Raw genomic sequence first — 26,479 nt, 5'->3', positions numbered from 1 at the left:
ATCAATTTTTTGTTACCACCTCATCCAGGTTCAACAATGCACTCGCCACTACCGTCATCGCGTCAGGTGAACCCGCACCGGCCTTACTTGCCTTCGCATACAAGTTCATCATCGCCGTCACCTTTTTCTCCGACATGGCGCGCAGCATGATCGCCCCGTAGCCTGATTGTATCGCATCGCCAAGATCTTCCCCTCCTCGCATCTTATCCGCCAAATGTTTTGCCGCCTCCAGGTAGACCGAATCATTCAACAGCACCAGCGCCTGTAATGGGGTATTCGTCCGGATGCGCCGGGCCGTACACACCTCCCGTGCCACCCCGTCAAAACTGATCATGGAAGGGTAGGGGGCCGTCCGTTTCCAATAGGTATAAAGGGCGCGGCGATACTGATCGTGCCCCGGGCTCTTTTGCCAGTCTTGGCCGTTCCATGGCGAAAGCCAGATACCCTTGGGCTGCCATGGCATAACGGAAGGACCATAGAGTTGCTCATCCAGCAATCCGCTCACAGCCAGCGCCTGGTCTCTGATCTCCTCCGCGGAGAGTCGCACCCGCGGCGCCCGCCAATAATACCGATCGTCGGCATCCTTCGCCTCCGCATCCGCGCGAACTCTGGAATCCTGCCGGTAGGTGGCCGACAACACTATCTCGCGCAACATGCGCTTAATGCTCCACCCATCTTCATGCATGAATCGCCACGCCAGGAAATCCAGCAGCTCCCGGTGGGTCGGCGTCGCCCCCTGTGTTCCCAGGTCTTCCAGCGTCTCCACCAGACCTGTGCCGAACAGCTGCTCCCAAAGCCGGTTGACCATGGTGCGGGCCGTCAGCGGGTTTTGCGGGCTCGTCAGCCACTGCGCCAGCCCCAGCCGGTTACGCGGTGCGCCGGTAGGGAAGGGATTCAGCGTATGCGGCGTTGCCGGTTCTACTCGTGCCCCCTTCACCAGCCAGTTGCCTTTTTCAAAGACATAGGTCGGCCGGTGCATATCGCGCGGGTTGTCCATCATCACCGGCACAGTCGGAACATCGGCCGACACCAGCCGCCAATATAATTTCTTCATCGCCTCATCCCCTTGCGGAAACCGGTGGGTAAAGCAGAACCAATCGAATTGTACCCCGCTCATATCCGGCTTCTTCGCCAACCCCGGGTTCTCATAACACAGGTATAGATCGTGCATCCCCTTGCCCACCGGCAGGTCGGCAGCGGCGATCGTCCAGTTATGCGAGGTATCCAGCGGCATCTCCCGCAACACGGGTCCACGCACACTGTCGAGGTGCAAAGTCAGACGTCCGCCCTTTACAAATCCGATGTATCGGTAGATCAGTTGATCCCGCGCCTCGAGGTCTACCCCGGCCAGCCGCGCCACCCCATGATCCCGCATCGCCAGCCACTTGGTATCGGCTAATTCGGCATTTACAAACCGGTCGGCCCGCAGCCCGTTCATCGCCGGCTGCCAGGTACGGAGAAACCAGCGCACTTCCGCTGCGCGCTGCTCGCCACTGTGCGATCGGACCCAATCCGTCAGCCGCGCTACTCCAATACTATCCTCACCCGAAAACTTTCGCAGCAGCGGGTAGTCGGCATAGGAATCTTCGTCGCGCGTATCGTTGAAGAAGGCCATGAACCGGTAGTAGTCATCATGTACAAACGGATCGTAAGGATGGCTGTGGCATTGCACACAGGCAAAAGTGGTACCCATCAGCGCCTGCCACGTAGTATTGACCCTGTCCAGCACGGCCGCGGTGCGAAATTCCTCGTTATCCGTTCCACCCTCATCGTTTGTCATCGTGTTGCGGTGAAAAGCCGTCGCGATCAGCTGGTCGTCGGTGGGGTTGGGCAACAGGTCGCCCGCCAGCTGTTCGACGAGAAACCGGTCGTAGGGCTTGTCCTGGTTAAAAGCCGTGATCAGCCAGTCGCGGTAGCGCCAGATGCTCCGGCTGTCATCGCGTTCGTAGCCCTTGGTATCTGCATAGCGCGCCAGGTCGAGCCACAGCGCCGCCCACCGTTCACCATAATGCGGCGAGGCAAGCAGCGTATCGACCGCCCGTTCGTAGGCACCCGCACTCGTGTCGTCGAGGAAGCGCTTTGCCAGTGCGGCAGAAGGTGGCAGCCCGGTCAGGTCGAGGCTCACCCGCCTCAGTAGTGTTGCCTTATCGGCCTCCTGCGAAGGCGACAACCCCACTGTCTTTAACTTATCCCAAACAAAACAATCAATATCATTCCGTACCCAATCATTCTTCGCCGGCCCCACCAGCCCAAAGAACGACGCCTTTGATCGTGGTACCTCCACCGGATGCACGGGGGTGTAGGCCCAGTGATCACCCCATTTCGCGCCCTCTTTGATCCAGTCACGTAGAATAGCAATCTCTTGTTTGGACAGCGGTGGTTGTTTATACGGCATGCGGTCTTCGACATCGGTGAGCGTCAGCCTGCGCAGCATCTCGCTGTGATCGGGGTCGCCGGGGATGATCGCCCGCTTGCCCGATTTTGTTTTACCAAGCGCATCTGCGCGGAAGAGGAAGCTGAGATCGGCTTGCCGCCTCACCCCGCCATGGCAGATGATGCATTTTTTATTGAGGATGGGCTTCACCTGCGTGTTGAAGTCGATCGGCCGTCGGGGGGAGAAGATCCGCCAGGAAACCAGTGCGATAGAAAGCAATATCGCTACGGCCAAAAGCAGGCGTTTGTGTCGAGCAAGCATACTTTTAAGTTACCCAAATCCCGCGAATGGGCCAAATACAACCTGCCACACACCGGGTCACAAGTTTGCGGTGTTGCGCGCCGTCTCGCCATCTCACTGCTGTCGCGGCTTGTTCCTTACGAACAACAAACCCATCACCGCACCCAGGAAGGCCAGTCCCGACGCCAGCCGCAGGATATCTCCATACACCGTGATAAACCCCTCGCGATAGATCCGCGCCACAGCCTCCTTGTCTGTTGCCGCCAAACCGGCCGGAGGTTTGGCATTTCCCAGGTTGGCCGCCTGGGCCATCACCTCCTGCTTCATCTCCGGCGGCAAAGACAATCCATCCAGCTTTCCCCGCAGCACGCCGGTGAACAACAGCACCGCCAGCGCCCCGAAGATGGCATTGGCAAAGACATTGGAGATGCGTGTCATCGCATTGTTGATCCCCGAAGCTACTCCGGAATGCCGGTCGTCCACGGAAGTCATCACCGTCGTCGTCAACGGCGCCACGGTGAAAGCCAGGCCCAGGCCGAAGACCAGCACCGCGGGCAGAAAGGTTGTCCAGTAATCTCTAGGTCCGCGGGTCTCGCCGATAAAAGAGAGCAGCAACAGGCCCACACCCGCCACTGCCGGTCCGCCGACAAGAAACCAACGGGGACCATACTTGTCGGCCAGCGATCCCGCCCACCGGGCAAGGCCGATCATCAGCAGTGTGAACGGCAGGAAGGTGAGCCCGGACTCCAATTGACTGTACCCCTGGGCCTGTACCAGATTCAGCGACACGAAGAGCATCCCCGCGCCAAGCCCGGCATAGAGGAAGAAAGTAAGCGCGTTGACCCCGCTGAACGTCGGATTGGCGAACAGGTACAGCGGCATCATCGGCCGACGGCTCTTGGCTTCGATCAGCAAAAAGGCCACCAGCAGCAACAGCCCCAGTGCCAGCGAGCCCCATACGGCCCAGTGGTGGAAACCCAACTCCGGCATACGCAAAAAACCAAAGGTCAGCGCGGCCAGTCCCAAAGCGATGGCAAAGACACCCGGCAGGTCGAGCGCGCCGCTGGCGTCTGCGTCCCTGGTCTCGCCCACCTTTCGTGAAAGAATGAGCAAGGCGGCAAGCCCGATGGGAATATTGATAAAGAAGATGTACCGCCACAAGCCCGCATCCGCCAGCGCTCCGCCGATGATCGGTCCACCCAGGGTCACCACTGTGGTCGCGGCGCTCCAGGTGCCGATGGCCTTGCCCCTTTCTTTTTCATCTATCGAGGAAGAAAGCAAGGACAAGCTGCCTGGTATCATCAACGCGCCCCCGATGCCCTGGAGCACCCTGAACGCGATGAGGTAACCGACATTCGGGGCGACGCCACAGGCAGCGCTGCCAAGAAGGAAGATGGAAATACCGATCATGTATACCCGCTTCCGGCCGAGCCGGTCCCCTAGCGAACCCCCGACAAGGATCAGCGCGGCCAGCACCAGCAGGTAGGCGTTGAGTATCCAGAACAGATCGGCGCCAGTAGCATTGAGGCCCTTTTGCAATGCCGGCAGCACGACATTCAATGCCGTGCCGTCGATAAAGGCCATGGAGGAGGCCAGGATGGTCGAGACCAGGACCCAGCGGCCCGCCTCGCTTCGGAGAGGATAAGTTGGCATTCCTTAAAGGTAGGCGACAAAAATATTTTTGAAAATGAACGAACGTTCATTTATTTTTGCACCATGCGCACCCGCGACGAAAATAAAATAGATGCCCTTTTGCAGCACGCCCTCACCTCCATCGTCAAGGACGGCTTCGATGGATTGAGCATGCAAAAACTCGCAAAGGCCGCCGGCGTCTCACCGGCCACCATCTATATTTATTTCAAAGACCGCGACGATCTCATCCAGCAACTCTACATGCGCGAATGCGACAAGTATTTCGGCTACATCATGACCGGTTTCGACCCCGAAATGGATTTCGCCACGGGCCTCACCATCCAATGGAAGAACCGCGCGCGATACCATCTCGAGCACTCCGACGAAACGCATTTTATGGAGCATTTCAAGTTCACCCCCCTGCACAGACTCGCTCACCGCACGAAGCACCAGGGGTTCAGCGAAGCCATGAAACGCTGGGTCACTAAGGCGATAGAGAATAAAGAACTTGTCCGCATGCCCATCGAAGTTTACTGGTCCGTTGCCTTCGCCCCCCTCTACAACCTCATACGGTTTCATCAGGCCGGGGTCAACATGGCGGGCGACCCCTTCACCCTTACCGATGAGGTCCTGATGCAAACGCTGACCCTGGTCTTGAAAGCACTAAAACCCGAAACCCCGCCCCCGGCGCCCTAAGAAACCCAGCTGCCACAGGGCAAATTTTTTTACCAGCATAAATAAATGAATGTTCATTTAAATAACAGCAAGCAAACCAACCAATTAAACACAAGCAAAACCATCCATATGGAACAGCAAACCAAAACCCCGGTCTTCACCGGCTATCAGACCTTCGTCATCGCGGTCATTTCCCTCTTGCAATTCACCGTCATACTCGACTTCATCATCATGGCTCCGCTGGGCGCCCAACTCATCCGCGTCCTCCACATCAGTCCCGGCCACTTCGGCTGGGTCGTCTCTGCCTATGCCTTTAGCGCCGCCGTCTCGGGTATCCTCACCGCAGGCTTTGCCGACAAATTCGATCGCAAAAAGATGCTTCTCTTCTGCTATTCCGGCTTTGTCCTCGGCACCCTGCTCTGCGGCATCGCCCCCGACTACAACTTCCTGCTCTTTGCCCGGATGGTCACGGGCCTCTTCGCCGGGGTCCTCTTCTCCGTCAATATGGCCATCATCGCCGATCTCTTCCCGCTGGAAAAGCGCGGCCGCGTCATGGGTTATGTGCAGATGGCCTTTTCCGTTAGCCAGGTGGCGGGCATCCCCTTGGGCCTCTTTCTCGCCAACCGTTGGGGCTGGCATATGCCCTTTCAGATGATCGTTGCCTTCTGTCTCCCCATCGGCCTTGTCATCCTCCGCTGGATGCGACCCGTCACCGGTCATTTGGAGCAACGCGCCCACCAGCGTCCACTTGCTCACCTGCTGCGCACCATTTCGCAGAAACGCTATCTCCGGGCCTTCTTAACTACGGCGTTTCTTTCCACCGGAGGCTTTCTGATCATGCCCTATTCCAGCGCCTTCCTCGTCCACAATGTGGGTGTCAGTGAGACGATCCTGCCCATCGTCTTCATCGTGGCCGGCGCGTCCGGTCTTATCACCGGTCCCCTCATCGGCAAACGCAGCGACCGCATCGGCAAGTTCCGCATGTTCATCGACGGCAGCATCCTGGCAACCATAATGGTGCAGGTGCTCACACATCTCTCATTAACCCCGCTTTGGGAAGTGCTGATCATCAACACCCTGATGTATACGGCCGTATTCTCCCGGCAGATCCCCAGCCAGGCGCTCATTTCGGGCGTACCCGACGCACCCGATCGCGGGGCCTTCATGAGCATCAATTCCTCGGTGCAGCAGTTGGGCGGCGGCATCGCATCGGCCGTCGGCGGCTTTATCATTGCGCAGGACGCTACCGGCAAATTGATACATTATGATACGTTGGGAATGGTCACCGTCGGCGCCTTTATGATCTGCGCCGTATTGATGTACGGGGTCAACAAACAGTTGCAGGCATCAGCGGCCCCGAAGCTGCAGGCCCAGTAACGTGCAGCTTAATTCAGAAAACCCCAGTCGACTATGCGTCGCAGGTATTGCTTATTACGGATAACAAAGGTATACTCGGTACCTTTGTTATCTATATTCAGCAGGTAGATGTAGAAGGTATGCTTGTCGCCCGACAGGAAAACCCCATTTCTGCTTCTCGTGGCCCCATTCTCCCGGAAGCTGAATTTCGGGTCGTAGAGATCGAAAAATGCCGTAGGAGGAATGGCGACAGTATCCTTCCCCACCAGCACCGTAATGGACTCTATCGTCGTGTGCGGGGGCTCGCCGATGACGCCGCCATAATAGGGCTTGCCGTCGATACGCAACAGATGGCCTTCCTGCATCATCAGTTTATGCCTGGATTGGAAGAAGATGCCCGTCTTTATCGTCACCTGGATATTATCGTCGCTGTATTTGATAAAATTGGGCCCGTAGTCCACCACCGGCACGGCGGCCAGGGGCGCCTTCCCGATACTCTCGTCTACCGCTGCCAGGGCGAAGCTGGCGACATCGGCGCGCATATCCTTGTCCGATATTTTGGCGAAGTTGTCCTTTTTATTACGGAAGTCGGGGAAATCGAGGTCCTGTGCCATCCCCGAAAGGCCACAAAGCACGAGAAGAAGACAAATGGTCTGACGCATATCAGGTATTTTGTGCCGGCGCCGGAGGCGCCTCATTTATAACTATACTCGTATTCTACGCTTCCAAGCAGCTCTTTTTCTTTATTGTAACATTGGTCTTTTGTCTTCAGCCCCTTTTCATCGTCATAGGTGTAATACCATTTCTGATAAAAGGTATTTCCCTCCTCCGGGACAACCAGCATGGTGCTGAGCCGCCCATCCGCGTATTCGAAGATGTCCATGGGCAGCAGCCGCTGTGCCCTTATGCTGTAACGAACAATATCGGTAAGATGGTTGTCTGCGTCGTAATAATAATAGATGGTCGGCAGGTTCTCGCCCAGCCGGGCACTTCTTTCCTCGACGATGTTGCCCTTCTCATCCGAAATAAAACGGATATAGGTGGTGTCCGACCCGTTCTTGACCTTTAACATGGACACCGGCTTGCCCGGATGCGCGGCATCATAGCTCCAGAGATGCTGTTCGACATCCTTTAGATGGTTGTCCGTCTCGATGGCGGTATTAGTAATGGACATAATGTGTCCGGCCGCATCATACTGGTATTCCGTTGTACTCTGGTAGGTATCACTGGTGTCGACGGTCTTTGTCATCAATCCGTTGGCATAGGTGGCAAAGATCCAGGAATCCGTCGAACCTGCTGTCTTGGTGTGGGTGGTCATCTGCGTATAATCCGCAGCCAGTGTCTGCTCGCCGACAAAACCCTCGGTAGGCTGGCCGTTTGCCTCCAGGCTCTTTAGTGTAACTCCACTTACATGGTTCTCCCGGAAGAGCTTCCAGCGGGCATTGTTCTGCCGGGTAACGACCAGGTCTTTGTATAAATATTGGGCTTCACTTGCCTGGCCCGGTAAGCACAGGATCAGGCATCCGATAAGAAACTTCATAAACGCAAATTTAGAACCTATCCCGTAACGAAAAAACAATCAATTTAATACGCGAAACCCCGTTGATTCTCTTATTTTAGGAGAAAATTTAACTGCTTTGTCCCACCTAAAGGAAAGAAAGGAAAAGACCTGCCTGAATTGTCAGACGGAAATTATTGGCCGTTATTGCCACGTCTGCGGCCAGGAGAACCTCGAGCCCAAGGAGACCGTCTGGCACCTCGTCCAGCACTTTTTCAACGACATTACTCACTTTGACGGGAAATTCTTCGCCACGTTGAAATACCTCCTGAAAAAACCCGGTTTCCTCTCCCTCGAATATATGCGCGGTCGCCGGATGGCCTATCTCAACCCCGTGAGGATGTACGTCTTCACATCGGCCATCTTTTTCATTGTCCTTTTTTCGATGAGCAGACCCGAAAAGATGGCCAGGGTGATGAAGGAAGACCAGGAAGAGACGCAGAAGACAACCCACAGCCTCGCCGATCTCAGAACAGACAGCGCCCGCCTCCAAAAAAAGCTCGCTGCAGCCGACGAGGAGGATAAGGACGACTACCGGGAGAGCCTCGAAAAACGCAACATCGAGATTGCGGGGATAAAAAAGAAGTATGGAGATACGGCAAAACAGATTTTTTCCAATAAGGGGCTCGACAGCATCCTCGCCGCCGCTTACGGCGATTCGCTTTCCCGCAGTAATCTCAGCTTCGTTCAATCAAAGAAATTCCGCAAGGCGATCCGCACTTATTCCAAGGCAAGCGCCGCCTCCGCCACCACAGAAAATTTCAACTTCCTGGGTGTCGACATCGACTACAACACTGTCGGGGAGTACGATTCCGCTGAAAAAACCCTGCCGGACAGCCTCCGCGACGGCTGGCTCAGGCGCTTCATTGTTCGCCACGGCACCGTGGTCAAGCAGGAGTTCGAGGAGAACCAGCAGCTCTTTACCGAACATCTTCTCGAGAACATCTTTCATTCCTTCCCTAAGATACTCTGGATATCACTGCCCATCTTTGCCCTGATAATGAATATCTTATACTACCGGCACAAGCAATATTACTATGTCAACCATGGCATCTTCGCCATCCACGTCTATTGCGCCACCTTTATCCAGCTCTTCCTGTACATGATGCTGTATGCGCTGAGGAATGCCACCACAGCGCAATGGTTGCATATTGTCATAGATTTGGCGAACTTTGCGATTTTCCTGTGGATGCTCATCTATCTGTACAAGGCGATGCGGGGCTTCTATGGCCAGGGGAGGGGGAAGACTTTTCTGAAATACTTTTTTATCTGCAGCCTGATGTTTGTCATCAACCTGGTTCTGCTGTCCACCTTCCTGCTGATCTCCGTGTTCTCGGTATAGTTAGGCCTGAGATGCTGGAAGCATCTCGTCCGAAGGACAGACATTAGCCTTTGATCAGGGATGCGAAGCATCCCAAGAAAAACAGCGATTTATGAATGAAAACGTAACGGCCTTCCAGCGCCTGGTCAAGATTATGGACGAGCTGCGCGAACAATGCCCCTGGGACAAGAAACAGACGATCCGCACCCTGCGGCCACTCACCATCGAAGAGACCTATGAACTGGCGGACGCTATCACGGAAAATGATTGGAAGGGCATCAAGGAAGAACTCGGTGATCTTTTCCTGCATCTCGTCTTCTATGCCCGCATCGGCAAAGAAGAGGGACAGTTTACCCTCGACGAGGTGCTCAACGGCATCTGCGACAAACTCATCGCCCGCCATCCCCATATCTACGGCGACACTTCTGCCCATCCCGGCCTCGTCACCGTCAACAACGAAGAGGACGTCAAACGCAACTGGGAGCAGCTAAAGCTCATGGAAGGCAAGAAGTCGGTCCTCAGCGGCGTCCCCGTCTCCCTGCCTGCCACCGTCAAGGCAACCCGGCTACAGGAAAAAGCCGGGAAAGTGGGTTTCGAATGGGACGAGACAGCCCAGGTCTGGGATAAGGTGCAGGAAGAAATGGCCGAGCTCCAGGATGCCATAGCCCTGCAGGATCCCGACCGCATCGAAGAAGAATTCGGCGATCTTTCCTTCTCGCTAATTAATTATGCACGATTTTTGCATATAGACGCCGAGAGCGCCCTGGAGCGAACAAACAAGAAATTCATCGCCCGCTTCACCCGCATGGAGGAAGAGGCCCGTTTGCAAGGCCGGACCCTGGCCGGCATGACCCTGGCGGAAATGGACGCCCTGTGGAACTCGATTAAAGCCAAATCCCGCGAAACCGACGCCCCCGGAGCCCCCAAACAACAAAATTCTTCGGATTGAAGTCCTTTTTTATCGATATTTTCCGCAGGAACATCTATCTTTTGCTTGCTGCCTTCGTGCTGTTGCTGAGTGGCTACTTCCTCAACCTGTACTTCGGCAGCGATGCTTCCGTCAAGGTGCTGCGCAACTCCATCCAGTCCTTTCTACAACAGCGGCAACAGGACTTTGGCCAGCTGTCAAAGGACACCGCCTTTCTCAATCGGCTGGCTGCGAACCGGTATTCCAAGCCCGAACTCGAGACCATCCTCGAAAAGAAGTATGGTATTTTTCTTTATGGCACCGACTCCGCCGGCAACCCCGGCACTCTCGCTTTCTGGAACGAACAGCGCTCCCTGCCCCCCAATGTCCTCGTGGGAGGTGTGGATGGCACCGGCTTCATCCATCTCGCCAACGGGCAATATGATTATATCCGCAATACCGTTCCCCTGGCGACAGGCCGGTCGATGATCGCCATCGCCCTTATCCCCATTCGCTGGCAATACTTCATCACCATCTCCAACCTCACCCCGGAATTTGTCGATATCCCTTCGGCGGAAGACCGTGTCCAGATCGTTTCCACCCCTACCGAATTCCCCGTAAAGGATATCCGTGACAGCACTCTTTTCTACCTCCAGAAAAAACCGGGCTACCTTGCCTCCGCTCACAACTGGTCCATCCCCCTGGTGATCCTGCTGGGGACCTTCCTCGTTCTGATCATCATCCACAACATCGCCCATAGCATCCGGGAGAAGTGGGGACCTGCCTGGGGCATCGGCTTCCTCATCACCGTCATCCTGCTGCTGCGGGTGATCACCTATGTCTCGCCGGGCCTGCTCAATCTCCGGCAGTACGATCTCTTCGACCCCAGTATCTACAGTTCGAGCATTGTCCTGAAATCCCTGGGCGACCTGCTGATCAACTCCTTCCTGTTCTGCTGGATGATCCTCTTTGTCCGGCGCGAGCTGAGCGATTACACGATCCCCCAGTCGGTGCACCGCTGGAAGAACTGGATATTCACCATCATCGGCCTGGCCCTGCTGGTCATCACCACCTTCGAGTTCGCCAATATCATTCAGTCCCTGGTGATGGACGCGAAGATCTCCTTCAATGTCACCAATTTCTTCAGCCTTTTAAACAACTATAGCTTTGTCGGCTTCATAGCCCTCGCCGCACTGGCCCTTGGGTATTTCTTCCTTTCCCAGACCCTTTTCCAACTCATCGGCTACCTGATCAGGAGCCTCTCCATCGTCCTCTATATCCTCATCGCCACGATGGGCCTCCTGCTGCTCACCTTTATCCGCAACACCGATACCGTCGAACTCGATATCTTCGTCCTCGTCTGGCTGCTCGCCTATACCTGGCTGATGCAGCGCCGCATCTTCTCCGATCTCCGCTTTCGCTTCAACGTCTCCGAGGTGTTGTTCTGGCTGTTCATCTTCTCTACTTCTATCTCGGCCGTCATCCTGTTTGAGAACCGGAAGATGGAAGAGCTCAACCGCCGTCAAATGGCCGAGCAGCTCGCCGATCAGGCCGACCCCGACAGAGAGGAGATACTGAACATCGGCTTTGGATACGTCGACAACGACTACCTTTCCCTGCATTTCGCCCGGTTCAAAGACCCGGTGGAGAACATGTCCATCAAGGACAGCATGATCAACCGCGCCTTCACCGCCTATACCAACACCTTCGACACCCGTATCTATACTTTTGACGGCGATGAGAAACCGCTGTACAACGATCCGCCGATCTCCTACGATACCCTTAATACTATCTTCACCGTCGGCAAGGGCACCGATGTCCCCGATCTGAAATACTACTCACGCAGCTTCGACAAATACACCTACATCTACCGGAAGACCCTGCGCAACGATACGACGGGGAAAATGGCCGGGTATATCTTCATCCTCTCCGATCCGAAAATATACAAGGGGGACGACGCCCTCATCCCGGAGTTGTTCCACCAGAAGTCGGGAGATCTGCCCGAATATTACGCGATTTACAACAAGCGGGAGTTGGTAAGCGAGAAGAGCGACTATCCCTTCTCCACCCATCTCACCGACGAGCAGATCCCCGCCACCGACTTCACCCACGTCAAGAAGGATGGCTATGACGAACTCTGGCACCGCATATCGGACGACGACTATGTGGTGGTCGTCAAACGGGATAACTCCTCCCTGGAGGACATCACCCTTTTCGCCTATCTGTTCAGCGCCTTCCTCTTTCTCGTAGCCATCTTCCGGGTGGCGGCCCTGCTCATCTGGTCACGGATGCACTGGAGCCAGCTGCGTACCTACTGGCAGATGAACATCCGGTCGCAGATTCATACCACCATCATCTTTATCAGCCTCTTCTCCTTTGTCGTCATCGGCGTGGCGACCATCATCTTCTTTATCAACCGCTACAACCGCAACAATCAGGACAGGCTCAGCCGCACCATGCAGACCATGGTCAGTGAAATGCAGAGCAAGCTCGCCGGACAGGTGGGTGGGGAAGGGGAACGGCCTTTTTACCAGGGGTCGAGAACGGTATTGCAGCGGCTGACGGAAGATCTCGCCCAGACCCATGGCACGGATATCAACATCTATGACCTCGACGGCAACCTGCTGGTCTCGTCCAACCTCTTTGTCTACAACAAGGGTATATTGAGCAAGAAGATGCATCCCCTGGCCTATTACAACCTGCATGACCTTAATACCATTCAGTTCCCCAACGACGAGCGCATTGGCAGTGTACCCTATCTCAGTGTCTACCGTCCCCTGCGCGACGACAGCGGCAACGCCTATGCCTATCTCAACATCCCCTCGTTTACGACCCAGGACGAGCTGAAAGAGGAGATCTCCAACTTCCTCGTCACCATCATCAACCTCAATGCCTTCATCTTCCTCATAGCGGGCACCATTGCCCTCTTTTTGACGAACCGCATCACCATCTCCTTCCTGCTCATCTCGAAGAAAATGCAGGAGATCAACCTGGGTAAGACCAATGAGGTCATCGAATGGAACCGCAACGACGAGATCGGCGGGCTGGTAAAGGAATACAATAAGATGGTGCGGAAACTCGAAGAAAGCGCCGCTGCGCTGGCCAAGAGCGAACGGGAAGGCGCCTGGCGCGAGATGGCCCGCCAGGTGGCACACGAGATCAAGAACCCGCTGACCCCGATGAAGCTGAGTATCCAATACCTGCAGAAGGCCATCGACAACAACTCCGCCAATGTCAAGGAAATGGCCGCCGGCGTGGCCCGCACCCTTGTCGAGCAGATCGACCACCTGTCGAAGATCGCCTCCGACTTCGCCCAGTTTGCCAATATCGGGAATCCGAAAAAGGAGGTCTTCGATCTCCATGAAATGCTCTATTCCCTTGTCTCCCTCTATGAGACCACCGAGAACCTGCTCTTTAAATGGGTGCCGGTGCATCATCGTATCACGGTCTATGCGGATAAGACCCAGCTAAACCGGCTTTTCACCAATCTCCTCCAGAATGCCCTCGAGGCCTGCGTCAACAAGACCCGCCGGGTCATCAGCGTCAGTGAAGAAGTGCGGGAAGAGAGCATCGTGGTAAAAGTAACCGACAACGGGGAAGGCATCCCCCTGGAAATGCAGTCCAAGATATTCATCCCCAATTTCACCACAAAATCCTCCGGCACCGGTCTCGGCCTCGCCATGAGCAAGACCATCGTCGAGCAGGCCAAGGGCAAGATCTGGTTTGAAACAGTAGAAGGGCAGGGGACTACATTCTATGTCGAGCTGCCCATTCTCCGGGCGACGCAGATCGTTCCACCCCCGGCTGCTGCTGCGACCTAACGTGGGCGCCCCCTTCGGGCCGGGCTCTCTGCTTTAGTCCTCGCTTTGCTGCGGGCTGCCGCTCCGATCCCTGGCGCACGCCGCAAACCTAAATCCCCTTCGCCTCCCTCGTCTCCAGCAACCACTCTTTAAACTCTTCCAACCCAAAGCTGCTCAGGTTCTGCTCGGCCGTCACCCCGGCCTTCTGCGCTGCCAGCACCCCATACCGGATTACGTCGATCCCCCCCACCGAGTGTGCGTCCGGATCGATGGAGATCATCGCCCCCTGCTCCAGCGCATAACCGATGTACCGCCAGTCCATATCCAGCCGCCGCGGATGGGCGTTCAATTCGATGACCACATTGTTTTGCACACATGCGTCGATGATGGCCTTGTGATCGACCGGATACCCTGGTCGGCTCAACAGCAACCGCCCCGTCATATGGCCAAGAATAGTCGTGTATGGATTTTCAATCGCTCTCAGCAGCCGGCTCATGGCCTTCTCCTGACTCATCTTGAGGTTGGAGTGTACGCTGGCGATGACGAGGTCGAAGGTGGCGAGAACATCGTCGGTATAGTCCAGCTTTCCGTCGCTGAGGATATCGCACTCGATGCTTTTAAATATCGTAAAGGGAGCAAGTTTCCGGTTCAGCTCCTCTATCTGGGCCTGTTGCTCTTTTATCCGGTCTTCCTTCAGCCCGTTGGCGTAGAAAGCGCTCTTGCTGTGGTCGCTGATGACGAGGTATTCATATCCTTTTTCAATACAGGCCGCGGCCATTTCTTCCAGTGTGTTCGACCCGTCGCTCCAGGTGCTGTGGCTGTGGATCACGGCCCGGATATCTCCGGGGACAATCACCTTCCCTTTTTCCACCCACCCCTTTTGTTCCCTGCCCACCGGGGAGACATACGGCTTGCCTGCTGCGGCAAACAATTCCTCTTCGCTCGCAAACTTTCCCTCTACCTTCAAATCTTCCAGGAACTCCCCGCTGCAGCTCGTCTCGAACAGCACGCGCACAAAGTCTTCCGGTGCGGTGTGAATAAACTCGATGGCTACCCCCTCATCTGCACTCACTGACGCCTTTGCCGCGGCTGCATCCGCCGTCGTCACCCATTGCAGCTTGCTCACCACCTCCAGCTGCCGCCGGAAATCCCCGGTAAGCTCGAACCGTTCGGTAGGGAAAGCCTGTTTCAGCTGTGCATCCAGCGCTAAAGCCAGCGCCTCTACCTCCGCATATAAATGACTGCCGGTATGTTTAAGTCTGAACTCTATAGCCTCCCGGACATTCTGCTGGGTCTTCTCTCCAAATCCTTTGAAGAGCAACAGCCGGTTCTCCTGGCATGCGTACAGGAGCTCGCCGATGGACTCGACCTCCATGTCTTTCCAGATGGTGGCGATCTTTTTCGGGCCGAGTCCCTTTATCTGCAACATCTCGATGATGCCCGTCGGGGTCTTGGCGACAATTTCTTTCAGTACCCGAAGCTCGCCGGTCTGCTGGATCTCCAGGATCTTCTTGCCGATGGCGTCACCGATGCCTTTTATCGCGGTTATCTTTTCCAGTGGCAGCCCTTCCAGCGGTGGCAGCTTTTCGAGCGTAAAGGCAGCCGAGGAATACGACCGGCTCTTAAAAGAATTCTCGCCATGGATGTCCATCAGTTTGGACAGCAGGCTGAATTGTTCGGCGATATAGTCGTTGTCGATAGTCATAAGCCGAAGGTACGTCTTCCCCCGCAAACCCGGTCCTCCCGCGCAAACCCTTGCCTGTCCTGCATTTCACGCTTCCCCGCCCCAAAAAAGAAAAGTCCCGAATCTCTTCGGGACTTTATTATTTTCTGCACTAAGGAAGAACTATTTCTTCTTTGCAGCTTTCTTAGCGGCTTTCTTCTTGGGAGCAGCTTTCTTTTTAGGAGCGGCTTTTTTCTTAGCGGCTTTTTTTGCAGTTGCCATTTTTTTTGAATTTAAATTGGTTAGTAAAACAATTTACACTCATAAAAATAGAAACTTCTTTGGAAGTTCCAAAAAAAATTTTTGAAAAATCCAAAAAATTTTCTAAGCACCTGCTTCAACTGCGTTGACACTAACGAAGGTCTTATCGCCTTTTCCTTTTCTGAATTCAACCAGACCATCAGATAATGCAAACAGCGTATAGTCTTTGCCAACACCTACATTCTTGCCCGGATGATACTGTGTTCCGCGCTGACGAAGGATGATGTTGCCGGCAATGGCGGGCTGACCACCAAAGATCTTAACCCCCAAACGCTTGCTTTGCGAGTCGCGGCCGTTCTTTACACTACCTTCACCTTTTTTGTGAGCCATATTCTAAAGTTTGAATCTTTTAACTTTAATTATGCCCAGAGCCGCCGCCTAATGTCGTCGGATTCGGCTCCAAGTTTATTCGATACCGTTGATACGGATCTTCGTATAGTGGGTACGATGACCATGCTTCTTACGAAAACCTTTCCTTCTTTTCATTTTGAAGGCGATGACTTTGTCACCTTGAACGTGATCGATGATCTCGGCCTTGATGACAGCCTTCACATCCTTGCCAACGGCAAGCTTGTCGCCGTCGCTAAGAAGGACTTCACCGAACTCGACTTTGTCACCGGCGTTGCCCGCGATACGGGGAACATACAAAGTCTGGTCCTTCTGGACCTTGAACTGCTGCCCGGCTATTTTCACAACTGCTAACATGATAAATAATATTAGGGCTGCAAAGGTAAGGGGATTTCACGAAAAGAGAAAGAAAAACCACACCGAAACCCAAAAATAACCCAATTTCTCCACCTCTGCAGCCCAGCCCCTCAAAACCAACGCCTTAGGGCGTCGCACCACACCCGCGGCTACCCATTGTCCATTGCTCATTTTATCTTACGTTTGCCCCCATGAATATGAAGATCAAATCATTCCTTGCCAGGCCCTTTGCATCATATATATATAAGGCCATACAGAAGGGGATGACGACGGCAACCGCAGATCAGGAAGCTATTTTTAAGGAGCTGTTGCGGGTAGGGAGCAAGACGGTTTTTGGTACCGAACACCGGCTGGGAGAAGTGAAGACCTATGAAGAGTTTGTACAGGCGGTTCCGGTGAGGGACTACGAACAATTCTCAGGCTATATTCAACTGATCAAGGAAGGAAGACATAATGTTCTCTGGAAGGGGCAACCCATCTACTTCGCAAAGACTTCCGGCACCACCAGCGGCATCAAATACATTCCCATCTCGAAAGAATCTATTTCCAACCATATCAACACGGCACGCAATGCACTGCTTTGCTATATGGCGTCCACCGGCAACACGGACTTCGCCGACGGGAAGATGATCTTTCTCTCGGGTTCGCCCGAGCTGGAGAGGGTAGGGGGCATCCCCACCGGCCGGCTAAGCGGCATCGTCAACCACCATGTGCCCGGTTATCTCCGCACCAACCAATTGCCTTCCTACGAGACCAATTGCATCGAGGATTGGGAGACCAAACTGGATAAGATCGTCGAAGAGACCCTCCTGCAGGATATGCGGCTTATCAGTGGCATTCCACCTTGGGTACAAATGTATTTCGATCGCCTCACCGAACTGAAAGGCATGCCCATAAAGGACATCTTCCCCAATTTCTCCGTCCTGGTGCATGGCGGCGTCAACTTCGAACCGTACAAGAATCGGCTCTTCGACACCATCGGGAAAAAGGTGGATACCATCGAGACTTTCCCGGCCTCCGAAGGTTTTTTCGCCTTCCAGGACTCCCGCGAAGAGGAAGGGCTCCTTCTCAACACCAATAGTGGCATCTTCTTTGAGTTCATTCCAGCGTCCGAACTGGGGAAGGAAAACCCGCGGCGCCTCTCGCTGAAGGACGTTACCACCGGTGAGCATTACGCTCTCGTCGTCAGCAACAATGCCGGACTCTGGGCCTATAGCATCGGCGATATGGTACGCTTCACGTCGGTGAACCCTTACCGTCTTGTCGTGACGGGGCGGACCAAGCACTTCATCTCCGCCTTTGGGGAGCATGTCATTGGCGAAGAAGTGGAATACAGCCTGATGAAGGCGGCGGAAGAAGCCGGTCTGCATATCACCGAATTCACCGTCGCCCCAATGATCCAGCAGGAGAAAGGCAAGTCTTACCACGAATGGTTTGTTGAGTTTGGGAATAAGCCGGGTGATCTGGCTGCCTTTGCCGATAAAGTCGACCACAACCTCCGCGAAAAGAATATCTATTACGACGACCTCATCACGGGACACATCCTGCAGCCCTTAAAGATCCGCGCCATAAAAAAGCATGGCTTCATCGATTATATGAAATCGGTAGGGAAATTAGGCGGGCAGAACAAGGTTCCCCGGTTGAGCAACGATCGGAATCTGGCTGTCGAACTGGAAAAGTACACCGAGTAACAAAGAATTATAAGCGTATGTCAAATGCCAGTGTAAAGAAACGCATTGCTATTTTCGGCTCTACCGGTTCCGTCGGCAAACAGGCGTTGGAAGTCATCGACGCCAATCCGAACATTTTTAGCGTAGAGGTGCTGACGGCGCATAGTAATGACGATCTCCTGATCAAACAGGCCCTTCACTTCAACCCCAATGTTGTCGTCATAGGCGATGATAAGAAATATTCCCACGTGAAGGCCGCCCTGGCGGGTCATCCCATTAAGGTTTTTGCCGGTGAGAAAGCATTGGAGGAAGTGGCTGCGATGGATATATATGATATGATGCTGGCCGCCATCGTCGGTTTTGCCGGTCTTCGCCCCACCTTGTGCGCAATCCGTAATGGTAAGGCGATAGCGCTTGCCAACAAGGAGACCCTGGTCGTTGCCGGGGACATCGTCATGAAAAAGGCCATGGAGCATAAGGCCCCGATCATCCCGGTGGATTCGGAACATTCCGCCATCTTTCAATGTCTTGTCGGCGAGACCCGCAACCGCATCGAGAAGATCATTCTCACGGCCTCCGGCGGCCCCTTCCTCGGCAAAAAGCCCAATTTCCTCGTCAATGTCAAACGCGACCATGCCTTACAGCATCCGAACTGGAGTATGGGGGCCAAGATCACCATCGATTCTGCCACGTTGATGAATAAGGGACTGGAGATGATCGAAGCCCGCTGGCTCTTTGGCTTGCTGCCCGATCAGGTACAGGTAGTAATTCATCCTCAGAGCATTATACATAGCATGATCATGTTCGAGGATGGCAGCATCAAATCGCAGATGGGCCTTCCGGATATGAAGCTGCCCATCCAGTACGCCCTTGCTTTTCCGCGGCGTATCCCCAGCAATTTCCCCCGTTATGATTTCCGGAAGCCCAACACGCTGACATTTGAAGAACCGGATACTAAAACCTTCCGTAACCTGGTCCTTGCCACCGAAGCGCTCAATAAAGGAGGCAACCTCCCCTGTGTGCTCAATGCGGCAAACGAGATCGCAGTGTTTGCCTTCCTGCGCAACCGCATCGGCTTTCTCGATATGACCGACCTGGTCGAACGAACCATGCAGGAGCTGCCGTTCATCCCGAATCCCACGCTGGAAGAATATTTTGACAGCGATGGGGAGGCTCGTAATTTTGCCGCATCTTTAATAAAGTTATAGGACCGGGCGCAGCCCGGTCAAAATGTATAATATGGTATTACTAGCAATCGAGTGGGCCTCCATCGGAACCAAAGTCCTCCAGTTTATCCTATCCTTCTCTATCCTGGTGGTGCTCCATGAGCTGGGCCACTTCCTGCCGGCGCGCTGGTTCAAATGCCGGGTGGAGAAGTTCTATTTATTTTTCAACCCCTGGTTCTCCCTCTTCAAAAAGAAGATTGGCGAGACGGAATACGGACTGGGCTGGATCCCCTTCGGTGGCTATGTAAAGATCTCGGGGATGATCGACGAGAGCATGGACAAAGAGCAAATGCAGCAGGCGCCCCAGCCCTGGGAGTTCCGCAGCAAGCCGGCCTGGCAGCGGCTGATCATCATGTTGGGTGGGGTTACGGTCAACGTATTGCTGGCTTTTGCCATTTTTATCATGATCATGTGGATATGGGGCGATAGGTATGTACCGGTCTCCAATCTCAAGTATGGGTTATATGCGGATAGCCTGGGCCGTAAAATAGGGATGAAGGATGGCGACAATATCATCGCCGTAGCCGGCAAACCCATCGAAAGGCATGGGTCGGCGGGGTCCGAGATCATCATGAACGAGGCGAAGACTATCACCGTCCTGCGCGACGGGAAACCAGTGGAGCTCACCGTTCCCCCCGGCGTCATCGGTCAGCTGAATAAGAATCGGCTGCTGGGGCTGGCGCTCGTCCGTTATCCCGATGTCGTCGATTCCGTGATGCCCTGGTCCAAAATACTAAAGGGAGATGTCCGCAAGGGGGACACGCTCATCGGCATCGACGGCCATCCTATCCAATACTTATCCGATCTCATCAAGGACACTACGTTTGATTATATAAAGGACGAGAAGGTGGTCTCGCTCACCTATCTCCGCAATGGTCACGATACCGTGCAGGTGCAGATACAACGTAACGAAAAGGAAAAGGGGGCGCTTGGGCTGCACTATAAGCCTATGGAGGATATCCTGGGCAGCGTGCATGTGACCTATACGTTTTGGCAGGCCATTCCCGCGGGCGTCAATAAGGCTATGGAGACGCTGAGTAACTATATCCGCAACCTGAAATTGCTTTTCACTTCCAAGGAAGTAAAGGCGCAGGACTCTCTCGGCAGCGTCATCAGCATCGCCAGCATTTTCCCTTCCACATGGGACTGGCAGAGCTTCTGGACGCTGACGGGCATCTTCAGCATCCTGCTGGCCTTTATGAATGTCCTCCCCATTCCGGCGTTGGATGGCGGTCATGCCCTTTTCACTCTTGTAGAGATGATCTCTGGCCGCAAGCCCAGCGACAAATTCATCGAATACGCCCAGATGGTGGGAATGGTACTGCTGTTCAGCCTGATGGCCTACGCCCTCGGCCTGGACATCTTCCACGCTTTCAAGTTCAAATAGGCCGGCTCGCTGCCAATAAGCCGGTCTCACCGCCAATGTACCGGCTTCCCCGTCCGGCGCCAGGCGCCGCGGAACATCCTTTGCGCCCGTCGCCCAACCGCGCCTCGCCCAACCGCGCCCGTGACTTGCCCATGGCCGGGTTCCAACTTTTTCGTATATTTGCTGTTCCGCCGCCATTTCCCCGGCCGGCGCTGACCAAAATTGGGGGTGCCTGGTTTTGACAGCATAGATCTTTGAAGGTGTAAGCATGTCGTGCGTTGGATAATTAGCACGTTAATCTGAATATTCAAACTTCAAATGGCAATACTCAGTATGCCATGGCTGCCTAATCAGTGATTAGATAGTCATTTGGGCCGTGCTGGCCGGTTCGCCCGTTACCACGCTGCACCGCCGACTCAACACAAACACGGGATGCTGCAACAGAAGGCTGTGCCTGTTGCTTAAGCCCATTCAGCTAAGGAGGAGGTTGGTTTGTCCGGCCCCGGCCGCCTCCCGACAATCAATGCCGGAATAAACATGTAGAAAGCTTTTGGCGATTATGTTTGGACAGGGGTTCGAGTCCCCTCACCTCCACCAATGACAAAGAAGATGGCCTCTGCCTCCGGCAGGGGCTTTTTTCGTTGATAGCGGTCGAAAATCAAAGCTTCAAAATCAGGAAATATTCCGCTTTGCCGGATCTCCGGTCCACCCGAACCACATATTCTCCCGGATTGATGCCGGCGACAGCAATGGCGATCTTTGTTTGATTGCCCGGGATGTTCACTGTGAGCATCATGTTGCCGGTATTGCTAAGAATGCTGACAGCGGTTATGGGGTCTGCGGCATCCAGGTTATCGATATAAAGGGTTGTCCTGACAGGATTGGGATATTGCCTGTAGTCGCCGGACGTCGATGTGCCGGCCGGAGAGCTTTTTATGCGGTAAGATAGGGTGTTGCTGGTACCCGAACATCCGGCACCCGTGGTGACTTCACATTTGACAGCATCACCGCTATCCACAGGCGAGTAGGTGATCGAATTTCCCAGATTCCCGGGAATATTCTGCCAGGAGTGTAGCCTGGTACTATCCTGCCACTGATAACCAGGATTCGACCCGCCGTTCGAGACCGCGGATGTCAGCGTCACTGAGGCGCCGGGTGCAACCGTGGTGTCGCTGGTGATGGTGATGGTAGGAATGGGGTTAACGGTTATGGAAAGGAGTTTACTCGTGACCTTCTGCGGACTGGCACAACCATCGCTGCTGGTGAGCGTGACCGTGATTGCGTCGCCATTGGCAAGACCAGTGGCAGCATAGGTGGAGGTGCCGTTTCCCGTTGCGAGATTATTTTTATTCCACTGATAAGCCGGGGACAGGCCTTCTCCCGTGGGATTTGCCGTGAAGATAACGGTCTGGCCGCGACAGATGATGGTGTCGGACGCGGCAACGGTCACGGTCGGGACGACGACGTCATTGATGGTCATGACCACAACGTTGCTGTTCGCTGTGCTTTGTTGCCGGCAGGTAGCCGGGCTGGTTAGCATACATTGTACCTTGTCATTGTTATGCAGGCCAGACGACAGGAAGGTCCTTTGATTGCTTCCGCTATCCACCCCGTTGACCAGCCATTGATAGGCCGTGGTCGTGCCCGCGTTTGCCCCCGTGGCCGTGAAGGTGATGGGCGTGCCCTTGCAGACGTTATTCGCGCTTGCGGCTATCGAAACATATAAAGCGCTCGTGTCAAGTACAGTGATCGTCAGGGCATTGCTATAGGCCGTGAAAGGCCAGGGACAGGCAGCTGAACTGGTCATCCACACCTCAACCCTGCTGCCGCTCGTGAGACCCGAGCCGGTGAAAACCGGACTATTGACGCCCTGTGCACTGCCATTAACCAGCCAGTTATAAGAAGGACTGGAGCCCGGATTCACCGGCGTGGCAGTGAACGTAACGGACTTGCCTTTGCAGATCACTGAATCGGAGGCGCTGATCGTTACAGAGTCGGGGGATTCGTTCACGTGAACCGTAATCGCCCGGCTGGTATCGGCATGCTGGCCCTGGCAAATATCGGCCCATAACAGGATGACCCGCACCTTGTCCCCGTCATGCAGCGAGTAGCTGGTGAGCGTATTATCCGGATAGCCGGAGTTGACATTCTGGCCATTTACCTGGAACTGGAAGAGATGGTTCGTATTATCAGAAGTGTCGGTAGCGGAAAAGGTAGCCGCCTTGCCAAAGCAAATGACGCTGTCTGTCGCCGTGATAGCTACGCCCGGGTCGATCACCGTATCCAGCTGCAGGACGAAGGTGCTGCTGTAAAAGCTGTCGACAAGGCAACGGTAAAGATTTCCGCGCCATGACAGGGGCGGTAGAATAAATTGGAGGGTACCCGTGGTCGACCCGGAGATATTGGCATTGTCCGTGAGATTGGTGAAGCCGCTGCCGGTGTTCACCTGCCACTGGTGCGTCTTGCCGGGTATGTCCGCCTGCATCTGTTTTAACCAGGGGCCCGTAGAGCACATGGTCGCCGGTATATGGGCGCCGGCTGTGTTGCGAAGAACGTCAAAAACACTGTAGTTGTTGTAATTATAGAAAACGGCCAAATCGGGCTTTCCGTCCTGATCAAAGTCGCCTATCGAAGGATCCTGAAAGGCTCTGTCTGTAAGGGATGAATAGTGCATGACGCTGTCGACGCTGAACACGCCGGGCGAAGAATGGTTCTTGAACCACATAAAGCTGAGCATGGTCGACGAACCTACGATGATATCGGGCCGGTAGCTACCGGTGAAATTCGCCATGGCGGAAATTTGCCCATCGTTGCTCAGGGAGATCTGCAGTGCCGGGGCGAAGCTCAGGTTTCCAGGCGTGCTGGAATTTCGGAATACGTACAGGTAGTTCATGTCGGTGACCTCGATGTCCGGTTTGCCATCCCTGTCGAAATCGGAAATGAAAATGTTGGGCCAGTCGAGGCTGAAGCCGGGCATGTTGAGGGTAACAGGCAAGGCAAAAGAAATGGCGCCCGGTGAGGAGGTATTGCGGAAACAGCTGACGGTCGACTGGGTAGTCGAACCATCATTCAGGGTCACGACGTCCCTGAAGCCGTCTCCGTCGAGGTCGCCGGCCGCCAGGACAAAAGGCATTGGGCCGTTCGGGAAGATCTGTGTGGGGCCAAAGGAAATGGAACCCGGAGAACTGGTGTTCCTTGCGACTGAAATGAAACTCGATCCTACAGGGTTCCCGTTGTTGGCCATGAGAAGATCATTGCGACCGTCATTGTCGAGATCGGCCAGCGTCGCCGCCAAGACCTGATAGTTATAATCATTAAAAATATCCGGAGTGATGGCCACTGGAACCCTGAATCCCGTGTCGAAGGAGATCGCACCCGGCCTGCTGGTATTGTGATAGGCGATGGTATAATTGTCGTAGGATGTCGCCACATAGTCCGGTAATCCGTCGCCGTCGAGATCACCCGCTACATCTCTGCCCCCGGCATAATATGGCCTTTGGCCAAAATTAACTTGCGGGGCGAACCGGATATGCCCATTGCCGCTGATGTTGCGGAATGCCGCCGGACCAGACCAAAAGACGCCCACCAGATCGGGTTTGCCGTCACCGTCGAGGTCTCGCGCCGACAACTTTGATCTTGGTGCAAGGTTATTGGTCGTATAGGCTTGTGTGAAAGAGTTGCGGGTAAAGTTAAAGGCGCTGTCGGCAAAACTGACACTAAAGGGTTGCGCGGAAGTACCGGTGAGCCCATCCGTACGGCGGAGCACGGCGATATTGTCATAGACAGCCCCAGCCGGGACGGTACATACAATGCTGCCGGCGGAAGCCGATTGTATGGTTGCGGGCACCCCGCCGAAGAAGACGCTGTTTTGGGCAGGGTTGCCGCTAAACCCGCTGCCGCTGATGGTGACGGTAGTGCCAACGGGGCCGGCTGTGGGGTTCACCGACGTGATGACGGGCGCGGGTGAAGCAGGAGGCTGAAAATAGGTGAAGCCGTGAATGGAATAGCTGCCGTGGAAGTCTTTGAGGGTGACATTGCCGGTGCCGCCGGCGCCCACCACGGCTCTTACCATAGTATCGCCATAGATCTTAACCGAGGTCGCGGGCACATTGCCGAAGGATGCTCCGGTGACGTCCGAAAATCCGACCCCTTTGATCGTGATCATCGTGCCGGTGCTACCCGTAGCAGGATAAAAGGAAGTGAGTTTGGGGAACACAGGAACGAAGAAACTTTGGATGACAGTAAGCGTATCCGAGATGCCGGCGGAAGTGTTGACCAACTGGATGCTGTCGAAATTGCGGGTAACATCATGGGTATAGGTAGCATTGTAGCCGGTGCTTACGGGTTGATGGTTGACGATCCATTGAGATTGGTAGCCTGGCCGCGATAAATTGGTCAGCGTAACGGTATTGGTAAAAAAGACGCCGGTGGTATCGACCAGGAAATAGGGTGCGGGCAGTGGGGTTCCACCGCCGTTGGCGCTCATCTCCAGGAAGCCGTGACCGCCGCCCGCCCAGAGCTGGTTGGGGGATAGCCATTGGAGATCGTTATTAGTATAGCCAAGATAGGTATAGGAATTATCTCTGGGCAGCGGCTCCCAGGTCGTTCCGCCGTTGACCGTTTTGTACACCTCGTACGGGGCTACCAGCGCATAGCCGGTGTTGATATCGAGGAATCTCATTTTGTCGCAATTGAAGGGGGTGGCCTTGCTGTTGTTGAGCTGGGTCCAGGTGGCTCCGCCATTTGTCGTGCCATAGATGTTTTTGTTCCAGCTTCCGTCGGTAATGCTTATCCAACCTTTGTTCGCATCCAGAAAGTAGGCATAAGTCAGAAAGCTGTTCTGAAGTGCCGGTAGCGAAACAAACGACCAGGTAGTACCGCCATCGGAGGTCTTGAGGATGCGGCTGGTGCCATAGTTGCTGTAGTCCCCGATATCGGTATTCAGGACGATGAGGTTGTTATCGTCTGCCGCCTCGATGTGATTGAAATAGCTGCCGGAGAAGTTGCTGGTCAGGACGGTCCAGGTCAGACCTTTGTCGGTGGTCTTGAGAATACGGTCTGCATCTACAGCATAGCCGATATTGTCGTTTTGCGGGAAGGAGACATCGGTGATGCCGGTACGCAATTGCACGGGGCTGAATTGAGAGTAGAAGACCAATGTAAAGGATTTGCCGCCGTCTGAGGAAGAGAGGATGGCTGGAACAAGACCATAGTCGCCATAGACGATCAGGTTATTCCGGTCGAACGCTTTTACTCCGTTGATCTCGTATCCAAAGGTGACATTGATGTCGGTATAAGGGCCGTAATTGACGTTGTTAAGGAGGATATACCTCTTTGTGAAGGTGTGGCCGCTATCGTTGGTATAACCTATCCAATTATCAAAAGCTACATACCCCTCGTTGGGGGAAAAAAAGCTGAGCTTTTCTATGGAGTTGCTGGAATCGGTGTCCAGATAGATCTGACGCATCTGTGCGGCCGCGGGAAGGCAAAATAAGATATGGATAAGCAGCAACAGGAGTACAACGTGCACGCGCGTGTCGGGACGGGGTAATCGCATCAGGGGAAGATTTAGGAGTTCCACGAAAATAGGTCAAATCGCTCGTAT

Annotated in this window: 16 protein-coding genes and 1 other RNA gene; 9 read left to right on the top strand and 8 right to left on the bottom strand. The window is 54.5% G+C overall.

Annotated features, from left to right (window positions below; genetic code table 11):
• Position 1: 1 nt before the first annotated feature.
• A complete protein-coding gene (locus IEY39_RS13070) occupies positions 2–2,695 on the bottom strand; it encodes a DUF1553 domain-containing protein (protein ID WP_188932131.1) in 2,694 nt (897 codons plus the stop codon).
• Positions 2,696–2,788: 93 nt separating this feature from the next.
• Positions 2,789–4,327, bottom strand: a complete 1,539-nt coding sequence (locus tag IEY39_RS13065) for an MFS transporter (RefSeq protein WP_188932129.1) — start codon at positions 4,325–4,327, stop codon at positions 2,789–2,791.
• A 63-nt stretch (positions 4,328–4,390) separates the two neighbouring features.
• On the opposite strand from IEY39_RS13065, the gene IEY39_RS13060 reads away from it, so the two are divergent.
• Entirely contained in the window at positions 4,391–5,002 is a 612-nt protein-coding gene (locus IEY39_RS13060) for a TetR/AcrR family transcriptional regulator (RefSeq protein ID WP_188932127.1), read from the top strand.
• Positions 5,003–5,110: 108 nt separating this feature from the next.
• A complete protein-coding gene (locus IEY39_RS13055) occupies positions 5,111–6,358 on the top strand; it encodes an MFS transporter (RefSeq protein ID WP_188932125.1) in 1,248 nt (415 codons plus the stop codon).
• 8 nt (positions 6,359–6,366) lie between these two features.
• Here the strand turns inward: IEY39_RS13055 and IEY39_RS13050 are convergent, their stop codons facing one another.
• Together IEY39_RS13050 and IEY39_RS13045 are read right to left on the bottom strand one after the other, a co-directional pair.
• Positions 6,367–6,999 carry a hypothetical protein gene (locus IEY39_RS13050; RefSeq protein ID WP_188932123.1) on the bottom strand — a complete coding sequence of 211 codons (633 nt, stop codon included), beginning with the start codon at positions 6,997–6,999 and terminating at the stop codon, positions 6,367–6,369.
• A gap of 32 nt (positions 7,000–7,031) precedes the next feature.
• Entirely contained in the window at positions 7,032–7,877 is an 846-nt protein-coding gene (locus IEY39_RS13045) for a hypothetical protein (protein WP_188932121.1), read from the bottom strand.
• 97 nt (positions 7,878–7,974) lie between these two features.
• Between IEY39_RS13045 and IEY39_RS13040 the strand changes: the two genes are divergently transcribed.
• The 3 genes from IEY39_RS13040 to IEY39_RS13030 all read left to right on the top strand — a co-directional run bounded on the left by IEY39_RS13040 (position 7,975) and on the right by IEY39_RS13030 (position 13,944).
• Entirely contained in the window at positions 7,975–9,237 is a 1,263-nt protein-coding gene (locus IEY39_RS13040; RefSeq protein WP_188932119.1) for a DUF3667 domain-containing protein, read from the top strand.
• Between the two features lie 91 nt (positions 9,238–9,328).
• The gene (gene mazG / locus IEY39_RS13035) at positions 9,329–10,165 is read left to right on the top strand and encodes a nucleoside triphosphate pyrophosphohydrolase (RefSeq protein WP_188932117.1); all 837 of its coding nucleotides are present in this window, start codon (positions 9,329–9,331) and stop codon (positions 10,163–10,165) included.
• Positions 10,162–13,944 (top strand): sensor histidine kinase, encoded by a 3,783-nt coding sequence (locus IEY39_RS13030; protein ID WP_188932116.1) that lies wholly within the window; start codon positions 10,162–10,164, stop codon positions 13,942–13,944. The genes mazG and IEY39_RS13030 overlap by 4 nt, the downstream gene beginning before the upstream one ends.
• 88 nt (positions 13,945–14,032) lie before the next feature.
• On the opposite strand, the gene IEY39_RS13025 is transcribed toward IEY39_RS13030, so the two are convergent.
• From IEY39_RS13025 to rplU, 3 genes are all read right to left on the bottom strand, one after another.
• On the bottom strand, positions 14,033–15,628 hold the full coding sequence (locus IEY39_RS13025; protein WP_188932115.1) for a DNA polymerase/3'-5' exonuclease PolX: 1,596 nt from the start codon (positions 15,626–15,628) through the stop codon (positions 14,033–14,035).
• A gap of 342 nt (positions 15,629–15,970) precedes the next feature.
• Positions 15,971–16,237 carry a 50S ribosomal protein L27 gene (gene rpmA, locus IEY39_RS13020; RefSeq protein ID WP_188932114.1) on the bottom strand — a complete coding sequence of 89 codons (267 nt, stop codon included), beginning with the start codon at positions 16,235–16,237 and terminating at the stop codon, positions 15,971–15,973.
• A gap of 75 nt (positions 16,238–16,312) precedes the next feature.
• The gene (gene rplU, locus IEY39_RS13015; RefSeq protein ID WP_188932113.1) at positions 16,313–16,612 is read right to left on the bottom strand and encodes a 50S ribosomal protein L21; all 300 of its coding nucleotides are present in this window, start codon (positions 16,610–16,612) and stop codon (positions 16,313–16,315) included.
• Between the two features lie 197 nt (positions 16,613–16,809).
• On the opposite strand from rplU, the gene IEY39_RS13010 reads away from it, so the two are divergent.
• From IEY39_RS13010 to ssrA, 4 genes are all read left to right on the top strand, one after another.
• Positions 16,810–18,303: a GH3 auxin-responsive promoter family protein gene (locus IEY39_RS13010; RefSeq protein WP_188932112.1), complete on the top strand. Its 1,494-nt coding sequence runs from the start codon at positions 16,810–16,812 to the stop codon at positions 18,301–18,303.
• Positions 18,304–18,320: 17 nt separating this feature from the next.
• Positions 18,321–19,490 carry a 1-deoxy-D-xylulose-5-phosphate reductoisomerase gene (locus tag IEY39_RS13005; protein WP_188932111.1) on the top strand — a complete coding sequence of 390 codons (1,170 nt, stop codon included), beginning with the start codon at positions 18,321–18,323 and terminating at the stop codon, positions 19,488–19,490.
• A gap of 31 nt (positions 19,491–19,521) precedes the next feature.
• A complete protein-coding gene (rseP, locus tag IEY39_RS13000) occupies positions 19,522–20,895 on the top strand; it encodes an RIP metalloprotease RseP (protein ID WP_188932110.1) in 1,374 nt (457 codons plus the stop codon).
• Between the two features lie 203 nt (positions 20,896–21,098).
• Positions 21,099–21,471: a transfer-messenger RNA gene (gene ssrA, locus IEY39_RS12995) on the top strand.
• Positions 21,472–21,532: 61 nt separating this feature from the next.
• On the opposite strand, the gene IEY39_RS12990 is transcribed toward ssrA, so the two are convergent.
• Positions 21,533–26,431: an FG-GAP-like repeat-containing protein gene (locus IEY39_RS12990; protein WP_188932109.1), complete on the bottom strand. Its 4,899-nt coding sequence runs from the start codon at positions 26,429–26,431 to the stop codon at positions 21,533–21,535.
• Positions 26,432–26,479: the final 48 nt, after the last annotated feature.

This window comes from Puia dinghuensis (genome assembly GCF_014642875.1).
Lineage (GTDB): Bacteria > Bacteroidota > Bacteroidia > Chitinophagales > Chitinophagaceae > Puia > Puia dinghuensis.
Note: the sequence above shows the minus strand (reverse complement) of the source record. Positions and strands in the feature narration are given on the sequence as shown.